Origin of the sequence: Thermococcus profundus (assembly GCF_002214585.1) — an archaeon.
In the GTDB taxonomy this organism is placed as follows: domain Archaea; phylum Methanobacteriota_B; class Thermococci; order Thermococcales; family Thermococcaceae; genus Thermococcus; species Thermococcus profundus.
Genome location: NZ_CP014862.1, coordinates 1,814,331 through 1,832,205, shown reverse-complemented (window position 1 = coordinate 1,832,205; position 17,875 = coordinate 1,814,331). Strand labels below are relative to the sequence as shown.

The 17,875-nt window shown below is 52.8% G+C and carries 20 protein-coding genes; 11 read left to right on the top strand and 9 right to left on the bottom strand.

The window, feature by feature from the left end; translation table 11 throughout:
• The first annotated feature begins 66 nt into the window (after positions 1–66).
• From A3L09_RS09745 to A3L09_RS09700, 10 genes are all read left to right on the top strand, one after another.
• Entirely contained in the window at positions 67–1,137 is a 1,071-nt protein-coding gene (locus A3L09_RS09745) for a signal peptidase I (RefSeq protein WP_088858769.1), read from the top strand.
• Between the two features lies 1 nt (position 1,138).
• The gene (locus A3L09_RS09740) at positions 1,139–2,113 is read left to right on the top strand and encodes a hypothetical protein (RefSeq protein ID WP_088858768.1); all 975 of its coding nucleotides are present in this window, start codon (positions 1,139–1,141) and stop codon (positions 2,111–2,113) included.
• 46 nt (positions 2,114–2,159) lie between these two features.
• On the top strand, positions 2,160–3,164 hold the full coding sequence (locus tag A3L09_RS09735) for a DUF5305 family protein (protein WP_232473528.1): 1,005 nt from the start codon (positions 2,160–2,162) through the stop codon (positions 3,162–3,164).
• A 103-nt stretch (positions 3,165–3,267) separates the two neighbouring features.
• Positions 3,268–3,804: an inorganic diphosphatase gene (locus tag A3L09_RS09730; RefSeq protein ID WP_088858767.1), complete on the top strand. Its 537-nt coding sequence runs from the start codon at positions 3,268–3,270 to the stop codon at positions 3,802–3,804.
• A gap of 36 nt (positions 3,805–3,840) precedes the next feature.
• Positions 3,841–4,404 (top strand): DNA-directed RNA polymerase, encoded by a 564-nt coding sequence (locus A3L09_RS09725; RefSeq protein WP_088858766.1) that lies wholly within the window; start codon positions 3,841–3,843, stop codon positions 4,402–4,404.
• A 2-nt stretch (positions 4,405–4,406) separates the two neighbouring features.
• Positions 4,407–4,592, top strand: coding sequence for a transcription elongation factor subunit Spt4 (gene spt4 / locus A3L09_RS09720; protein WP_088859052.1), 186 nt, complete (start codon positions 4,407–4,409; stop codon positions 4,590–4,592).
• 2 nt (positions 4,593–4,594) lie between these two features.
• Positions 4,595–5,137 (top strand): GTP-dependent dephospho-CoA kinase, encoded by a 543-nt coding sequence (locus A3L09_RS09715; protein WP_088858765.1) that lies wholly within the window; start codon positions 4,595–4,597, stop codon positions 5,135–5,137.
• Positions 5,127–5,423, top strand: coding sequence for a 30S ribosomal protein S24e (locus A3L09_RS09710; RefSeq protein WP_088858764.1), 297 nt, complete (start codon positions 5,127–5,129; stop codon positions 5,421–5,423). The genes A3L09_RS09715 and A3L09_RS09710 overlap by 11 nt, the downstream gene beginning before the upstream one ends.
• Before the next feature lie 10 nt (positions 5,424–5,433).
• On the top strand, positions 5,434–5,619 hold the full coding sequence (locus tag A3L09_RS09705) for a 30S ribosomal protein S27ae (RefSeq protein WP_088858763.1): 186 nt from the start codon (positions 5,434–5,436) through the stop codon (positions 5,617–5,619).
• Between the two features lie 87 nt (positions 5,620–5,706).
• Positions 5,707–6,291: a HemK2/MTQ2 family protein methyltransferase gene (locus tag A3L09_RS09700; protein ID WP_088858762.1), complete on the top strand. Its 585-nt coding sequence runs from the start codon at positions 5,707–5,709 to the stop codon at positions 6,289–6,291.
• Between the two features lie 16 nt (positions 6,292–6,307).
• Here the strand turns inward: A3L09_RS09700 and A3L09_RS09695 are convergent, their stop codons facing one another.
• A complete protein-coding gene (locus A3L09_RS09695) occupies positions 6,308–8,134 on the bottom strand; it encodes a pyruvate/oxaloacetate carboxyltransferase (RefSeq protein ID WP_088858761.1) in 1,827 nt (608 codons plus the stop codon).
• A gap of 208 nt (positions 8,135–8,342) precedes the next feature.
• Between A3L09_RS09695 and A3L09_RS09690 the strand changes: the two genes are divergently transcribed.
• A complete protein-coding gene (locus A3L09_RS09690) occupies positions 8,343–9,212 on the top strand; it encodes a DUF835 domain-containing protein (RefSeq protein WP_232473527.1) in 870 nt (289 codons plus the stop codon).
• On the opposite strand, the gene A3L09_RS09685 is transcribed toward A3L09_RS09690, so the two are convergent.
• The 8 genes from A3L09_RS09685 to A3L09_RS09655 form a co-directional block, all read right to left on the bottom strand.
• Complete coding sequence (locus A3L09_RS09685) at positions 9,209–9,670, bottom strand: DUF371 domain-containing protein (RefSeq protein WP_088858760.1); 462 nt, start codon at positions 9,668–9,670, stop codon at positions 9,209–9,211. The two genes, A3L09_RS09690 and A3L09_RS09685, sit on opposite strands and share 4 nt — an antisense overlap.
• Positions 9,627–10,211, bottom strand: coding sequence for a thymidine kinase (locus A3L09_RS09680; RefSeq protein ID WP_088858759.1), 585 nt, complete (start codon positions 10,209–10,211; stop codon positions 9,627–9,629). Before A3L09_RS09680 ends, A3L09_RS09685 begins: the two co-directional genes overlap by 44 nt.
• Positions 10,212–10,250: 39 nt before the next feature.
• Positions 10,251–10,676 (bottom strand): NfeD family protein, encoded by a 426-nt coding sequence (locus A3L09_RS09675; RefSeq protein ID WP_088859050.1) that lies wholly within the window; start codon positions 10,674–10,676, stop codon positions 10,251–10,253.
• A 5-nt stretch (positions 10,677–10,681) separates the two neighbouring features.
• Complete coding sequence (locus tag A3L09_RS09670) at positions 10,682–11,638, bottom strand: SPFH domain-containing protein (RefSeq protein WP_088858758.1); 957 nt, start codon at positions 11,636–11,638, stop codon at positions 10,682–10,684.
• 132 nt (positions 11,639–11,770) lie between these two features.
• A complete protein-coding gene (locus tag A3L09_RS09665) occupies positions 11,771–15,883 on the bottom strand; it encodes a PEGA domain-containing protein (protein ID WP_198362270.1) in 4,113 nt (1,370 codons plus the stop codon).
• Positions 15,849–16,094, bottom strand: coding sequence for a hypothetical protein (locus tag A3L09_RS10915; RefSeq protein WP_157727230.1), 246 nt, complete (start codon positions 16,092–16,094; stop codon positions 15,849–15,851). The genes A3L09_RS09665 and A3L09_RS10915 overlap by 35 nt, the downstream gene beginning before the upstream one ends.
• A 52-nt stretch (positions 16,095–16,146) precedes the next feature.
• Positions 16,147–17,304 carry an ATP-binding protein gene (locus A3L09_RS09660; RefSeq protein ID WP_088858756.1) on the bottom strand — a complete coding sequence of 386 codons (1,158 nt, stop codon included), beginning with the start codon at positions 17,302–17,304 and terminating at the stop codon, positions 16,147–16,149.
• A 2-nt stretch (positions 17,305–17,306) separates the two neighbouring features.
• Positions 17,307–17,873, bottom strand: coding sequence for a hypothetical protein (locus A3L09_RS09655; RefSeq protein ID WP_088858755.1), 567 nt, complete (start codon positions 17,871–17,873; stop codon positions 17,307–17,309).
• Positions 17,874–17,875: the final 2 nt, after the last annotated feature.

Genomic DNA, 17,875 nt, shown 5'->3' with positions numbered 1-17,875 from the left:
TTCCTTTCGGGGCCTTTGCCCCAATTTCGTGTCTTTGTTTATCCGTAAGAATGCGGGATGTTGAGGATGAAAAAACTGCTTGAAGGCACAATCACAGCCCTAGTCTTAATTGTTCTCGTGGCCTCGGTAGTGGGCTTCATCCTTGACAGGCCGATTCTCGTATCTTACGCTTATTCCGAGAGCATGACCCCCACGATTAACAAGGGGGATCTCTTCTTCATGAACCCTCTCTCAAAGGGCGGTGAAGTTGGCGATATCATAGTCTTCCACAGGAGGGACGGCTGGACGGTTCACAGAATATTCACGGTAGTCGACGGAGGATACGTCACAAAGGGGGACAATAACGTGGCGACGGACCAGCAGGACGGGGCTTATCCTTTGGTTCGGAAAGAGGACGTAGTGGGGAAGGTTGTAACCTTTATGGGGCATCCCTTGGTTATCCGTGGAGGGGGAACCTTCATAGAGTCCGTGAGAAGCAAGCTAACCAACTTGTATGCCATCGGGATCATGCTTCTCCTCGGGGTTCTCATAACTTTCTCCAGTGGAGGAAAGGAGCGAAAACACCGTGGGCATAGGAAGAGATTCCTGAGGATCAGGGCAAGGACAGTCTACGCGGCCATCTCGGTGCTCATAGTGGCAGGCTTTCTGTTCGTGACGGTCGCCTCGTGGGGAACGCTGACCTTCTCGTACTCCTCCACTCTTGCAGGGGGACAGAGGGAGGGATGGTATCTGCCCGGGACGACCTTTGAGAAAAACCTCAGCGTTGAGAACCATGCTGTTTACCCGTTCCACTACTTCATCGAGCCGAAGGGAGGCAGGTTGATTCTTCTGGAAGCGCGTGAGTTCACCGTGAATGGTGGGGGCAAACATAGAGTTGACATGAGGGTCTCCGTCCCGAAAGATACGAGGGTTTACCGGGAGGAAATCCAGGTTCGTGCCTATCCGGCTCTGCTCCCCGTGAAGGTTATCATGCCGCTTTACGATCTTAACCCCTACCTTCCGCTCTCCGCGTATGCCCTGGAGCTGACGGCAGTACTGATAGCGTTTTACTATCTGGCCGAGATCGGCAGGGGGGACGTCCTAAGAATCAGACTTGGGAGGAGAAGCCTCCTCACCAAACTAATGGGAGATGGTTGATATGAAAATGACTTTCATTCTCGCCGCACTGGTTCTGGGGGCCCTCCTCATTGTCGGTTCAAGTGGGAACTTTAGGAAGTACGAGTCTACAAGGGAGATAACGGTCAGCATCGTGCCCCACGATGATGAGTACATGGGTTTTGGCTGCGAGGACGGATACGCGGCAACCGTTGTGGTGGATAGGTTCTCGGCTGGATACTTCAGCGCGATAAACGTGACCAACAACCTGCCCACGGATTCAGAGGTTCAGGTGGCCCTTTACCCGGACTACTCGGGCCTTCCGGCCCAGCTCGGGGTTCTCATCGAGAGCGACACGGGAATACCGGTAACGCTTTCTCCCGGCGAGAGCCACGAGTTCATGGGGTACTACATAGCTGGATGTGTGGCCCCCGGGGAGTACGTAATTCCAATGACGATGTACGCGACCTGGGAAGGGGGAGGAGCATCGATATCCACGTGTCCAGTAAGGCTGATCGTGAGGGGAACCCCCACGATAAGAAAGATACTGCTCTCTGGGAACACTACGGGCATCCCCATGAAGACGTACCAGGAGTGGGTCTTCCAGATAGTGGTGACGAACCCGACCGACGAAAACCTTGACCTGACGATAACCGACACCATTCCAGCGGAGTTCAACGTGAGCCTGCCGGGAACGGGCGCGAGCGCGGGCACCTACAGGTTCTGGCCGGCCAGCGCGGGAGGCTGTCACCACGGCTGCGGCGGAGGTCACGGAACACCAGCAACCAAGATGGAGTGGAACGTGACGGTTCCAGCGGGCGGAAGCGAGCACATGAACGTGACGATATTTACGAGGGTAAACAGGGGCGGCCAGCAGGAGTTCACATCGTGCGGACCCCACTCCCTGAACGACGGGGCAGAAATCAAAGGGTACGGCATTGTCAGCAACGGTCTCTGGGTGTCAGTGGCGTGCGGAGGATGCTGTGGTAACTGCGGATGCGGGGGAGATGGAGATTGATCATGGAGTTTTTATTATTTTTACACGCGGAGGAAGGTGTTGATTTATGAGAAAGATTTCTGTAGATAAGGGCAAGGCTATCAAGGTCATGTTGGCAGTTTTCATTGGGATCGCAGCCCTTTTTGGGACGTACTCTGTGGCGGCTTATCGGACCAGCCCGAGTACAACCCGTGTGGAATACAAAACTAGCTACGTTGAGCGGGGAGAGCTGACTCATATGGGGTTCTTCTCCAACGAATCGGTCTATCAGAACGGGACGAGCTTAAGCTATTACCCCGGCAAGATAACCCGGATTATAACCGGCAACTACATGTACGCTACGACCCCAGGAGCGGAGGGTAAGTATAAGGCGGTTCTTAGGACCGACTACTACGTTACCTCCAACAAGAAGCGCATCTATATAACGAACACGACGCGGGAATCATGGAGCGGGGAGTTCTCGGGTTCCTTTTCCATCCCGGTGACTTTCGATGTCGGGGAGCTGGAGAACGACCTTAAAGAGGTTCAGGGGGGAACGGGCCTCTACCGCGCCAGCGGAGACACTTACCTGATGGTTGAAGTGAATGTGCCTGGAAGGGAGCCGTTCACGCAGAAAGTCTCCCTGACCACGGACACTTCGGGCATGCTGAGGTTTTCCAACCCCGCGAAGGATTATAAGAAGGTGGAAAGGCACACCAACACCACCATCAACAAAATGGACTTTGCCGGTAGGGAGATGACCGTGTCAGAGGGCAGGACGCTTTTTCCGGCGATGGCGCTCCTCTTCTTAGTGCCCCCTCTGGGATTTGCCTACACCCGCAGGGAGAAAAAGCCCGGGGATGAGATGAAGGGCCTGAGGAAGTTCATCGTGGACGGTGTCCCAAGCGAGGTAGGGTCAATCGATCCCGTGACCCTTGAATCGGCCGGGGATCTTGGGAAGGTATTTGACCTGGTGGACAAGCCCATAGTTCACTACGTTGAGGGGGATCAGGACGTCTACGCAATAGTCGACGGTGGGGTTATCTACGAGTACAGGGAAGTGTCCCGCCGGGGAAAGAAGAAGGCTAACTAGCCCTCTCTTCTCGGGTTTTTAGGTTTCCTTAACCAACAACTTTAAAAGCACTATCCGAAAGCCTAAGCTAGAAGTTCTGCAAAAAGGTTAGAGGTGGTTAGAGATGAACCCGTTCCACGAGCTTGAGCCAGGACCGGAGGTTCCGGAGGTCGTTTACGCACTTATAGAGATACCGAAGGGGAGCAGGAACAAGTACGAGCTTGACAAGAAGACCGGACTTATAAAGCTCGACCGCGTCCTCTACAGCCCGTTCTTCTACCCGGTTGACTACGGTATCATCCCGCAGACCTGGTACGACGACGGCGACCCCTTCGACATAATGGTGATAATGCGCGAGCCGGTCTACCCGCTCACCCTCATCGAGGCCAGACCGATAGGCATAATGAAGATGGAAGACAGCGGAGACAAGGACTGGAAGGTTCTGGCCGTTCCGGTCGAGGACCCGTACTTCAAGGACTGGAAGGACATCGACGACGTTCCAAAGGCCTTCCTCGACGAGATAGCCCACTTCTTCCAGAGGTACAAGGAGCTCCAGGGCAAGGTCACCAAGATAGAGGGCTGGGGCAACGCCGAGGAGGCCAAGAAGGAAATCCTCAGGGCAATCGAGCTCTACAAGGAAAAGTTCGGGAAGAAGGAGTGATTTCTTTTTCTCTCTCATTCCCAAGGAGGTTGAGGCATGTACAAGCTCCTGAAGGTTAAGGATGTCGTGAGGATCCCCCCAAGAATGTTCACGATGGATCCAAAGGAAGCGGCAAAGATAGTCCTCCGCGAGACGTACGAGGGAATCTACGACAGGGATGAGGGTGTTGTTCTCGCCGTCCTCGATGTGGAAGATATCAGCGAGGGCGTCATAGTCCCGGGAGATGGTGCGACCTATCACGAGGTAGTCTTCAGCGTTCTCGTCTGGCAGCCGTACATGCACGAGGTAGTCGAGGGCGAGGTAATCGATGTTGCTCCCTACGGTGCCTTCATCAGGATAGGCCCAATGGACGGTCTCGTTCACATCAGCCAGCTCATGGACGACTACGTTGTCTTCGATGAGAAGAACAAGCAGTTCCTTGGAAAGGAGACCAAGAGGATACTAAAACTCGGCGACGAGGCAAGGGCAAGAGTAATAGCCATCAGCGTCAAGAGCAGGGTCATCCGTGAGAACAAGATAGGTCTCACCATGCGCCAGCCGGGCCTTGGAAAGAGGGACTGGATAGAGAAGGAGAAGCGCAAGGAGGGGGCTGAGGAGTAATGGTGAAGGAGCGCGCCTGCAGGCACTGCCACTACATAACCACCGAGGACCGCTGTCCAATCTGCGGTAGCAGAGACCTCAGCGACGAGTGGTTTGACCTGGTGATAATCACCGACCCTGAGAAGAGCATGATAGCCCAGAAGCTCGGGGTGAAGGTCCCGGGTAAGTACGCGATCCGCGTGAGATGACCATGTGTCCGGACTTCTACTTCCTTTTAACTCCAGAACTGCGGGGTGAGCTGAAGGAACCCCTCGGCGACTTGGTTAGGGGGGAGATTCCAGAGCCGTACGTGAAGCTTGCCCCACTTCTCAAGTCCTCTGACTTCGTGATCACCGTAGGGGATGTTGTAACAGAAAACGTCCTCAACGTGGGACTTTTTCCGGACGTGGCTATATACGACCTCAGAACCAAGAGACGAGAGTACACCCCATCCGTTGATTCAAACGCAGTTTTTTTAACGGTTAAAAATCCCCCCGGAACGATAACGAAAGCTTTATTAAACGCCATCAGAAAGGGGGTTGAGATCGCCCTCAGGGGCAGGAGAGTTTATATCAAAGTCAACGGTGAGGAGGATCTCGCGGCGATCCCCGCCGTGCTGTACGCCCCCCTGGGCTCGGTGGTGCTCTACGGCCAGCCGGACGAGGGGGTAGTGCTTATAAAGGTAACACCCGAATGCAAGCGCAGGTGTGCGAAGTTGCTCTCAAGAATGGAGGTGGTTCGTGATGGAGATTAAGGTTACCGAGATTAAGGAGAACAAGCTCCTCGGGAGGAAGGAGATACACTTCGACGTCCTCCATGAGGGTGAGCCTACCCCGAGCAGGGAAGCGGTGAAGGGTAAGCTCGCGGCCATGCTCGACCTAGACCCGAACACGATGGTAGTTCAGTACATCAGGAGCTACTTCGGAAGCAGCGTTTCGAAGGGCTACGCAAAGGCCTACGAGACCAGAGAGAGGATGCTCTACATAGAGCCGGAGTACATCCTCCTTCGCGACGGGCTCATTCAGAAAGAGGAGGAGTGAGGTGGTTTAGATGGCCAAGGGTAAGGGTGGAAAGAAGAAGACCAGCCAGAAGTGGAAGCTCTACGAGGTTCAGGGTGGCAAGGTCAAGAGGAAGAACAGGTTCTGCCCGCGCTGTGGTCCGGGTGTCTTCATGGCCGACCACGGCGACCGCTGGAGCTGCGGAAGGTGCGGCTACACCGAGTGGAAGAAGAAGTGATTTCCTTTCTTTTCCGTGCCTTTCTTGACTTGGAACTTTTGGCCGGTACATAGGAAAGGCTTTAACTTCCTTTCCCGATCTCTCTCTATGTTCCTCGAATATCAAGGCCTCAGAATAAAGCTCCATCCCCAGGTCTACGAACCTGCAGAGGACACCTTTCTCCTCGCCGAGAACCTTGAGATCAAGGAAGGTGACATCGCCCTGGATGTGGGCACTGGGACTGGAATAATAGCCCTTTTGATGGCCAGAAAGGCCCGCTACGTTCTCGGTGTTGACATAAACCCCATGGCCGTTGAGCTGGCAAGGGAAAACGCAGAGCTGAACAGCGTAACCAACGTCGAATTTAGACTCAGCGACCTCTTTGAGAATATCTCTGGTAAATTTGACGTTATAACCTTCAACGCCCCTTACCTCCCCGGCGAACCAGAAGAGCCGATAGACCTCGCCCTTGTGGGTGGGAAAACTGGTAGGGAAGTACTCGACAGGTTCATAGAAGAGGTTCCCAACTATCTAAAACCAAGCGGAGTCGTCCAGATAGTTCAGAGCTCGATAACTGGGATTGAGGAGACCCTCAAACGGCTCGAAGAGGTTGATCTTTTGGGGAAAGTCGTCGCCAGAAGGCACGTATTCTTCGAGGATATCGTGATTATAAACGCAAAGAAAATGGAATAAAGGACGTACAATGTCACTACCCGATTTCTATTAGTGGGTCGCCGGTGTTTACGGTGTCGCCTTCTTTTACTAGGATTTTCTTTATTGTGCCGTCTTTTGGTGCTGGGATTTCGTTTTCCATTTTCATTGCTTCGAGAATGAGTAGTCCTTGGCCTGTTTTGACCTGCTCGCCTTCTTTGACTAGTATTCTGAGGATTTTTCCGGGCATTGGAGCAGTAACAACTCCCTCGCCAGTGGTGGCTGGAGCTGGTGAAGGAGTAGCCGGTGCAGCAGAAGCAACAGGAGTCAGAGTGGGTGCAGTTGGAGCACTCGGAACCGAAACCGGGGCCGCTGGGGCACTTGGGGTAGAAACCACTTGTGCTGTCGGGGCTGCTGCTCCAGCGCTCGCTATCTGGGGCAGGTAATTCAGCGCGCTCAGGTCAACTCCTTCAAGTCCGACCTCGAATTCAACGCCGTTCACGTAGAGCTTGAATTTTTGAGCACCCGGCGGCATCTTCGGTCCTTTCCTTCCTGCCTTTCTCGCCTCGAAGAACTCTTTCGCCACCTGTGGGAAGAGGCAGTAGGTTAGGATGTCCTCTTCCTTCTCAATTCCCAGCTTCTCAAGCTCCTCCCTGCATTTCTCCAGCATCGGTTCGAGGAGCTCTCCCGGCCTTACCGTTATCGGCTCATCGTCTCCCAGAACCTTCTTCTTGAGTTCCGGGTTTATCTCCGCCGGCGGCCTGCCGTAGAGCCCCTTGATGTAGTTCTTGACCTCCTGCGTTATCCTCTCGTACCTTCCGAACAGGACGTTGAGGACAGCCTGTGTCCCTACTATTTGGCTCGTTGGCGTTACCAGCGGTGGCCAGCCGAGGTCTTCCCTAACGCGCGGTATCTCCTCGAGAACCTCCTGGAGCCTGTCCAGAGCCTTCATCTCCTTAAGCTGGCTTATGAGGTTGGAGTACATTCCTCCGGGAACCTGGTACTTGAGGACATAGGGGTTTACCATAAGGGCCTCCTTGTGGAGCAATCCCCAGTATTTCTCCTCAAGCAGTTTCCTAAGATAGCGTGATACCCCGTGAATCAGCTCGCGGTCTAGGTGACTTCCAACGGCCTCCGGAAGGGCGTGCCATATGGTCTGTATGCCCGGCTGGGCCGTTCCGAAGGCGAGCGGACTTATGGCAGTGTCTATGAAGTCGGCCCCGGCTTCCACGGCCTTCATGTACGTCGCAACCGCCATTCCCGTCGTGGAGTGGGTGTGAACATCGACGGGAACGCCGTAGGTCTCCTTTATCTCGCTGACCAGTTCGTAGGCCTTCCATGGTGTTAAGAGGCCTGCCATGTCCTTAATGGTTATGACGTCGACGTCCAGCTTGAGAAGCTCCTCTACTTTTTTCATGTAGTATTCGAGTGTGAACACCTTCCCGGTCGTGTATGCTATCGCCCCCTGAACCTCAGCCCCGACTTCCTTGGCCTTCCTTATGGCAACCTCCATGTTCCTGACGTCGTTTAGGGCATCGAAGACGCGGAAGATGTCTACCCCGTTCTTGTGGGCCAGCTCGACGAACTTCTCGACGACGTCATCTGGATAGTGCTTGTATCCGACGATGTTCTGGCCGCGGAGGAGCATTTGGAGCTTGGTATTGCTTATGTGCTCTCTAAGGAGGCGAAGCCTCTCCCAGGGATCTTCGTTGAGGTATCGTATAGCCACGTCGAAGGTGGCCCCTCCCCAGACCTCCATGGAATAGAAGCCTATCCTGTCCATCTTCTCCGCTATCGCGAGCATGTCCTCCGTTTGAAGGCGAGTCGCTATAAGGGACTGATGAGCGTCCCTAAAGGTCGTGTCTATGATGTCAACCCTTGCCATTTCTCTCACCTAGTTGATTGTTCTCACACTCCTTTTTAGGTTTATCGTCTTGTGACGAGTCTAATTAAGGCAAAAAACGAACACAATGGTACAGCAGTGGACTGAGAGCGAGCCATGTCCCCTTGTGATCCCCCGCTTTCTTAGAACGTCGATCCACCTTAGAAAAAGCTTAAGTACGTTCTAATTCTAATGGCTTTGGGGAAGAGCCGTGCCTGCTGATATCCTTGGCGCTGTTGCTGGTGTGATTGCACTTTTGATCTCGCTTGTATTTACCATCTCTGCATATTTATACTACCAGCGTCTAACCACCCCTGCCTCCAAGGGGTTGGCTTTCAGGATACTGCTCTCCAGTCTTTTCTCCGTGGCCGGGAGCTTGGGCGTGATCATAGACTCGCTGTCCCCAAAGCCGCTCTGGTGGATAATGGCCTCCATGTTCCTCACGTCTTATCTCATTATAATGACTGCCGCCCTCCACTATCTCAAACTTTCGGTTCAGCTGTTCGGAAGGGAAGCGTCTCAATCTCCCTTCGAGAAAAAACCTGGAAAGGGGGCCGTTGTGGGTGGTTTCAGCATAAGCTCAGACGATTTATCCAAAATAGCCCCCCTATGTAAGCTTGTAAACGGTGTTGTCTATGTGGGCAGAAAACAAAAACCAGTGGGATGCAGTAAAGCGGATAAGACGATCTGGCTCAGCCGGGTGGACGCGCCTAACGCAACTGATCCAGCCAAACTTCACGTGATCATGGAGCATATCATGCGCTTTGTCTCCGAGAAAGGTGGCAACTGCCTCATAATCTTGGACGGACTCGAGTACCTCCTCCTTCACAACGACTTCAAGGGCGTCATGAAGTTCCTCGCCTCCCTCAAGGATTACGTGCTTCTCTCAAACTCACTCCTTGTGGTCGTTATCGACGAAGAGACTCTGGGCAGAAGGGAGTTTTCAGTCCTTAGACGGGAGTTTCCCGAGCTTGAAGTTGAGGGTCTTTTAAGCAGGGCGGAGGAGAGGGCCCTATTCGGCGCTCTCAGCAAGGAGACTCTGGAAGCGGAGGAAGAAGAGAAGCCTGAAGGGGATTCCTAGTCCAGGATCCTCAGCTCCACCTCTGCCTCTGTTTCAGGTTTTTTCAGCATCTCGACTATCCTCCTGTCTATGTCCCTGGCGGCCTTGTTGGCCCGGACCGCTAGGGTTCTGGCATCGATGTAGTCGCTCTTTCTGATCACCATGGAGTACGGGTGGTCAAGTATCAGATCTTCGCTCCCCTCTGCGATAACTTCGTCTGTTAGATCGCCGACCCTTATTCTTATCTGGAGCCTTTTTCCTTCCCTTAGGGCTTTTTTGAATTCCTCGCTCAGGTCGTTGATGCCCCTGTCAGCTTCAATGCATATGATACAGTCACCCCTTGGGGTTAAATAGTCCTCCTTCGTGAACTCCAGCGTCGAGCGGTGGGTGGCCTTCACGTTCGGGTGTCCTCGGCAGTGGATTACCTCCACCAGCTCACCCCTCAGGGACGATGTGGTGCTCCCTGCACCTCGCCTCATAGCTCTCCCTCCCCCCAACCTGTATGACCGGCGAGTTCCTGGGTGCTGGTTTTCCATCTATTAACCTCTGACTCCTCGTTGCAGGCTTCCCGCAGACGGTGCAAACTGCCGTTAGATAAACTATGTTGTCTGCTCTAACGAGAAGCTCCTTTGTAACCGGGAATGGATCGGCTTTAAAGTCGAGGTTCAGTCCGCTTGCTATGACGTAGATCCCTTGATCGGCCAGCTCGTTTAGGGTTTTAACAATCGAAAGCGGGAAGAACTGGACTTCATCTATCCCTATAACCTCATACCCCTCGCTGAGCGTTATCTCCGCTATCCTTTCAACACCTTCCTCGGTAGTTGGGACAACGAAGGCCTCGTATCTAAGTCCATTGTGGGCAACAACGTCTCTCTCCGAATAGCGGTTGTCTATGGCGGGTTTAAAGAGCGCCGCCTTTTTCTTGGCGAAAATCTGTCTCTCAACCCTCTTGATGAGCTCCGTCGTCTTTCCGGCGAACATGGGACCCGTTATGACCTCAAGAAATCCCCCAGGATGCATTCTATCACCGGGGGATCTCTGAGGCAGGGGGTTAAAACTTTACCGTTGGACCTTTCTCACGATGAGCTTAACACCGTCAACATTAACGACCTCAACTGTGTCCCCAACTTCCAGCTTCTCGTCGCTTATGGCTATCCACCTGTCACCTTCGAGCTCCACTAGGTAGTGATCCTCGCCCGCCTTGACTACCCTTCCCATCTTCCCCACTGGATCGAAGGTGTACTTCTTCTCCTTCTCCCCTAGGTCTTCGACGTCCTTCCTGATGTACCTCCCGATGAGTATGTAAGCCACGACCGCGGCGATGAGCGAAAGCACAAAACTCTCGGTGAAGTTGAGCCCAAAACCGAGGAGCAGACCCAGCGTTGCAAAAGCCACGCCTATAGGTGTTATGAACGCTGTGACCATCATATCCAGGAGTATTATGAGGAGTCCCAAAATTAAGAGGGAAAGGGCGAGGGTTTCCATCTCCCTCACTCCATCATCTTTTTGAGTTTTTCAAGATCCTCGGGGTTTACGTTTCCCGAGGTCCCCTCTGGCTCCTCCGCCTCACTTGGAGGGGCGGGGGGGACGGGCTTTTCCCGGACCTTCTGAAGGATTCTCAGGAGGCCTATCAGCGACTCGGTGTCGTACGGGACTATGAGGTTGCCGTACTTGGCGAGGTCAGGAAGCTTCTCAATGTACTGGAGTGTGAGGTACTTCTCGTCCGCCATCCTGAGGGCTTCGAGTACCTTCCTAATGGCCTGCGCTTGGCCCTCGGCGATGAGTATCTGCCTCTGCTTTTCACCCTCGGCCTTTAAAATAGCCGCCTGCTTCTGTCCCTCGGCCTCCCTCACGGCCGCCTCCTTTTTGCCCTCCGCGAGGAGTATCATAGCCCTCTTCTCCCTCTCGGCCGTCATCTGCTTGGCCATTGCCTCCTGGATGTCCTTCGGTGGGTCTATCCTCTGGATCTCGACGCGGGTTATCTTGACTCCCCAGCGGTCGGTTATCTTGTCGAGCTCCTCCCTCAGGCGGGCGTTGATTATGTCCCTCCCGGAGAGGGTCTCGTCTAGCTCCATCTCGCCGATTATGGCACGGAGGTTCGTCTGGGCGAGCTTGATTATCGCCATGAGGAAGTTGCTGACGTTGTAGACCACCTTAACTGGGTCGAGTATCTGGTAGTAGACGACCGCATCAACGGTGACGACGACGTTGTCCTTACAGATGACCTCCTGTGGCGGCACGTCGATGACGTGCTCGCGCATGTCCACCTTCTTAACGCGCTCCATGAAGGGGATTATGAAGTGTATTCCTGGATCGAGGATCCTGTTGAACTTTCCCAACCTCTCAACGAGTCCGCGCTGGTAGGGCCTTATCACCTTCACTCCCAGGAGCAGGAGTAGCAGGAGAAAAAGCCCCAGCACGACGAGAGCCACGGCCGCGAAGCCCATTACTATCACCACCGGGAATTGTCAAACTCGCTTTGGTTTTTCTTCTTATAAGATTTTTGTTAGGGTTGCTTAATAAGAGGGCTGGATGGGACTTTAAAAATGGGTAAACAAAAACTAAGGAGGTATCTCTGACTAAGCACCGTTTTCCCGTTTGATGTTGTGGATCAGAACCCTCAGCCTCTCTATGAAGTCCTCGCCTATGGATAGATTCTCCTTGATGAGTGTCTCGACGGTTTCTATGGCCCTTCCGAGGTCTTCAATGTTTTGGGATGTGTAGAACTTGAGGTCGTTGAGGGTGTTGAGGAGTTCGGCTTTGTTGTTGAGTTGCGCGTACGCGAGGGCCAGCTTCCCGAGAGTATCGACGACCATGAGTCTATTCCTCCGAATTTCCTCCGCTGTCGTGCTCTTCTTCATGGCTGAAATGCTTTGGCTGAGGGTCTTTTTGAGCTCCTGGACTTCGGTTTCTAGCTCTTCTTTCCTCTTCTCAGCCTCTTCAAGTTTTTCAAGGTCTCTCAGGAATTCATCAACGCTCTGATAGCGGTCTTCCTTTTTCTTGGCCAAGAGCTTCTCGAAAATCCCATTGTACTTTACCAACTCTGGATTGATCTCCGATGGCTTCTTTGGACGGTAGTTCTCATCCGTTATCTTTCCGAAGACTTCCTCGTAAGTATAGCCCTCGAAGGGAAGCCTTCCGGTTAGGAGCTCATAGAACATGATGCCGAGCTGGAAGATATCAGTTCTAGAGTCTGTGTGCCCGTACCTGCTTGGCATTAGATGCTCTGGAGCAGCGTAGAGGGGAGTGTAACCCATTACGCTCCTGCTTGAACTCATTGTTCCAATTTTTGCCAGGCCCCAGTCGGTTATTTTAGGGGTTAGGTCGCTCTTGAGGAGGACGTTTTGAGGCTTTAGGTCGCGGTGGTAGATTCCCTTTGAGTGGGCGTGTTTTAATCCTTCTGCAATTTCCCTGACGAGTCTCAGTGCAGTGCTTTCATCGGCGGGCTTCGGGTAATTTTCCAGGTCTCTGATAGTCTTTCCGTTCAGTTTGAAGCCTTCAACGTACTCCATTTCAAGATGCGGGACTGGGAGGATGTCAGCATCGTATAGCTTTACAATGTTAGGATGATCGAGCTGTAACCACGTGGATACCTCTCTGAGGAAGGTCTTGCTCGTCTTCTCGTCTATGCGCGGGATTTTCACGGCGACAATTTTTCCGTCGGACTTGCGTTTAACCTTGAATACTTTGGCGAAGCCGCCCTTGCCGAGGAATTCCAACGGTTCATAACGGGAGAGAAGCTCTGATGGAAAACCCGCGAGGTGAGGGTTAATGGAGGAAGAGGCAGGCGTAGATGCAGGAGAGTGTTTTCCTCCACGGACTTTTGTCGCAACTCCACCAACGAGCATGAGGAGGATGAGCGCTCCGAGAGCGTAGGGAAGTTTTGATGAACTTGTCGGGGGAGCGGAGTTCGATGGTGGAGTTAGGGATTGTGATGTTGTAGGGGATGAAGAGGTAGGAATCGAAGACTGAGCATGATTATACGTCGTTGTAGTCGTTGGTGATGTGGTTGGAGGGTTTGAGGTTGTCCTGGTTGGTAGAGTCGTGGTGGTTGTTTGCTCAGCTATCTCTGAACTGGAGGTAGGGCTGGCCTTAGTTAGGTTCAAGTTAAGCATTGTGGTCTTTCCTGAGGTTATGATTACGGTCTCTGTGTAATTCTGGTATCCTTCTTTTATTATGCTGACTGTGTGGGAACCAGTGTGGAGTTTATACTCGTTCAATGGGGTCTCTCCAGCGTAGGAACCGTCGATGTAAACCTTTGCACCCGAGGGTTCGGTTGTAACGCTGAGATAGCCAAAAACCGGCTGGAGGATGGCGGTGATCCTCTCTGATTCTCCTGCTCTCACTGTGATTGTTGTCGTGTAATTCTGGTAATCCTGCATCGCGATCGTTACGGTGTGGGTTCCGGGGAGGACTTGAAGGGTCTGGGGAGTTTTGCCCATGTAGTTTCCGTCTATGTAAATGCTTGCACCCTCTGGAGTCGAGGATATCTGAAGGGTTCCTTTCTTTTCTGTGAGGATTGCGTGCACTTCCTTCGTTTCTCCTGGAGTGATAAAGACTGTCTCAGTGTAATCCTCGTATCCTTCCTTGCTCAGTTTTATCGTGTGCTCCCCAGTAGAGATGATATATCCTGCTAGTGGGGTTGTTCCAACAATATGTCCGTCCACGTAGACTTCGGCCTCGTTTGGTGTTGAGTACACATTGAGGTAACCAAATTTTGGAGTTAGGCTTATTGTTATCGTCAGATTTTGGCCTGGGAGGAGCGTTATCTGTCTGGTAACTGTCGCGTAGTTTTCCAATGTTACCTTCAGAATGTAGTCACCGGGAATTAAAGTCACGTTCAGCGGAGTTTTTCCTTTGTATTCCCCATCTATGTACACGCTTGCCCCCGTTGGGTTTGAATTAATTAAAAGTATACCTTGACGGAATACCCCATTGATTTCCATGTATCTTACCGTTCCGTCCATGTCAATGGTGGCTATGTACGCCCCATCCGAAGAGGCGGATAATGACGTGCCCGGTTTTGATGGGGGCTCTCCCAGAGGGATAGAGTGGAGTTCTGTGAAATCGGGGACAGTACGGATTTCCAGGCCCTCCTCGTTTCTGATGAGGAGGTATGTTCTCATACCGCGCTGTATCAGAACCACGTCCATAACATTGTTTCCAATCCTCTTCTGGTTTACAATGCTCCCATTGGATGAGAGTAAGTAAACCATTCCATCCTCGAGCCCTACAGCAATGTAGTCTCCCTCCCTGGTAGAGGCTATAGAGCGCACCATACTACCGTCGGGAAGGCGGACTTTCCAGAGGACTTCTCCATTTTCTACAGCCCACATCCAACTCCCGTAGTGATCGGTAAACGCTGTGTATACGATCGAATCATTGCTTAATGCGACGACCGGGTATACGTTGCTCTCTGGTAGGTAGACACTCCACAAAATGCTCCCTGTGGGGGTTACCAGCGATATCTGGCCTCTTGAAGTTACCACAGCCACGTTATCTCCTTTGCTGTCCAAGTCAGTTATAGTTGAAGGCACCTGTACAGTCCACAGACGATTCCCGGAGAAATCTAGCTTAACGAGATCGTCATCACTCACATACACGCCGTCCTTGGCGGGGGCAAGGGCGTAGACCGTCGAAACCGTGGGGACACGCTTAGTAACGGCCCCGTCCTTCAGGATGTAGACCCAGGATTGTGGATAGTCGGTACCTACCATCACCTCTCCACGTCCGGTCACCAATACGGATCTTGGAGTGATGTTTAAGCGGAGCGTCCAGTTAGAGGGGCTTTCCTTGTTAGGGGTTTCATCCCGAAGGTTCAGGAAATATATCTCAGATGCCACCGACACTAGAGAGCTGCCATTGTAAAACACTCCGAATGTTGACGGAACGTAGAGGGTATTGATGCCCGTGGGTGACAGAACCCCAATGAAGCCGTTGTAGTCTGGCACTGCAAGTTCGCTGGAGTTTATGAACTGAATGTGTCCGTAGTAGATGGGTTCTGGCCATTTGACGCCGGTTATGACGTTTCCATTGGAGTCAAGCAGGTACGCTTCTCCCACCAACTCTCCAGAGGAGTTTTTATAGTCAACAAAAGCCCCAATTTTCTCAGAAGATGATATCGCAAGGAGTTCAACGTTTCCTTTGCTGAGGGTTTTCCTCCAGATTAGGCTGCCGTTTATCGAGTAGCAGTACAGGTTGCCATGAGGGGAGTACTGCGACCCGACCACAATTTTATCGTTTGTGGAGACCACTGTGTAGATGTATCCAAAACCGTTTCGTGACCATAAAACGTCTCCTCCCAACGTGTACACTACCAGATAATCGCCACTTCCAACGGCAATAAAGTCGTTGGTGATGGATATGCCCCTGACGTACTGGGAAGGAGTGTAGAGTATTCTAGAAAGGCTCTTTGAGGTCAAGTTGTATACCTTGACTTTGCTCTTAGTCCCAACCGCGAGCAGAGTACCATCGGGAGAGATGGAGATTGCGGTAATCGTGGAAGTTTCGCTTAGCTCCCATAGAACCTCTCCACTGAAAGTGTAGACTATTACGCTCTGGTTGGATGCCAGAGCGAACAGATTTCCACCCTCTGATCCGTGCAGTATCGGCTTAACGGGGTCGGGTACATTAACAGTTTTTGAAACCGTATATCCGTTAACGGGAGGTGATACCATAGAGACCAGCATCATACCTATCATAAACACCGTAATTAGAAGCATGTTTTGGGTTCTCCCACCCACGTTTCATACCCTCCCGACGTTCGTTCTTTTCAATATGGGAGTTTTTGCCCACCATCTCCCTTTTCCTCCCCAAAAGTGACTCCATATTCTGGAGGTCGTAGATTCCCTCAAGGCCTTCCTGGGAGTTCAACCATCTTCTCGGTGTGGAACCCATGACCATCCTTGTTACACTCGACTGTGTGTTATGCCTCCCAGGTATAAAAGCGCAGAGGTCATGCCCCAAACTCCTCTGCCCATTTCTCATAGCGCTCAATGTCCTTCCTCGTGAGCGGGCTCTTGATCTTCTTGAACGCCTCCTCAAAGTCCCCCATCTCAAGCGGCCTCACCTTCAGCTTCAGCCTCTCGCTCTTTGAGATCGCATCGAGGTCGGAAAGCTCGGGGTTCATCTCGTCGAGCATGTTGTGAATGGCTAAATTGCACAGGCTCGCTATTTCCCTTCCGGAGTAGAGCCTCCTTACGCTCTCCTCCGCTATCGCGTCCAAGTCAAGCCTTGAGATGTCAAGCCCACGAGTGTTTGTCTTGATAATTTCCTTAGTGGCCTCTTTATCGGGAAGTGGAACGTAAACCCGGAGCGGGAATCTTGAGAGAACGGCCTCGTCCAAATCCCAGGGGGTGTTGGTGGAGGCCAGCGTCAGGACTGGAACGTCCCCCTGTCCCTTGAAGCCATCAAGCTCACTCAACAGGGTCGCCAGAGTCCTCCGCGTGGCCTCGTGTGCACCTTCCCTCTTAACGGTCAGGGCGTCTATCTCGTCTATGAAAACGATGCTTGGAGCTTTCTCCCTCGCCAGCGCGTATAATGCCGAGACTATCTTGGAGCTCTCGCCGTAGTACTTGCTAAGAACGTCCGAGGCCTTGACGCTGAAGAAGGTGGCGTTTAAGCTCCCGGCGGCGGCAGAGGCGAGTAAAGTCTTGCCCGTTCCCGGCGGCCCGAAGAGGAGGATGCCCTTCCACGGCTTTATGGGCGCCGGTTTTTCAGCTAAGGCCAGCGCCACATTCCTCGCTATCAGCTTCTTTACCTCCTCAAGCCCACCTATATCCTTCCAGGTCACCGTTGAGCGCGCTATCAGCCCCTCGACGTACTCCAGATATGGGTTGGTCGATGTGGGAGTGCTTCCTTTTCCTGCTGGCAGTGTTTCCCTCTTTTCAACCTCTGGCTTCTTTTCTAGCTCCTCCGCTTTCCTCTCCCATTCTTCTGCCCTCGCCATGTAGAGCTCCGCCATCCTCGGGTTCTTCCCGGCCAGATTGAGGAGTATCGAGGCGCAGCGAAGGGCGAGGGCATGAGCCTCGTTCCTCCTCCCCGCCCTTACGGCCTTCTCGTACTCTCCCCTGCATTCTTCAAAGAGACTCATGTAGAGCTCCGCAGTCTTCATGCTCAGCCCCTCATGGCGTCTTCAATCGCCTTGAGCCTGTCCTTCGGGGCCAAGTCTGATGATGCCGACTCCTCGAAAATCGAGGCCGCTTCCTCTATCGTCTCGGCGTCGAAGTCCCCGGTTAAGATGCTCTCGCTTGTCAGATCGAGCATCGAAGCGAGGGCGTCGTCGAGCTCTTCCACCCTTCCCATAGCCTTTTCGAACTCCACCTGCATCTTGGCAATGTCCTGCGCCCCCGGCCCTTCAGCTATGCTTTCGACGATGTCCTGGCTGAACTGTATAAAGTTCGCCGAGACCTTCACGAGCTCCCTCTGGACTTCGGCTTCCTCCATCAGAAGGAGCAGCCTTTTGGCCTGCTTTATCCTCTCCTCAAGGGCGAGGTATTTCACGGCGCTTCTCTTCAATAATGCTTCGTCCCCGAGCTTCGCAGCCTCCTTCCCCTGGAAGAATATCTTCCTCTTTAGGTTCTCGAGGTTGTTTATGTACTGCTTCAGGGCCATCTTGGCCTTTCTCATTCGTATTTTCCGCTCTATCTCCTTATCCTCTTTGGATTTCCAGAACTTGACCATAT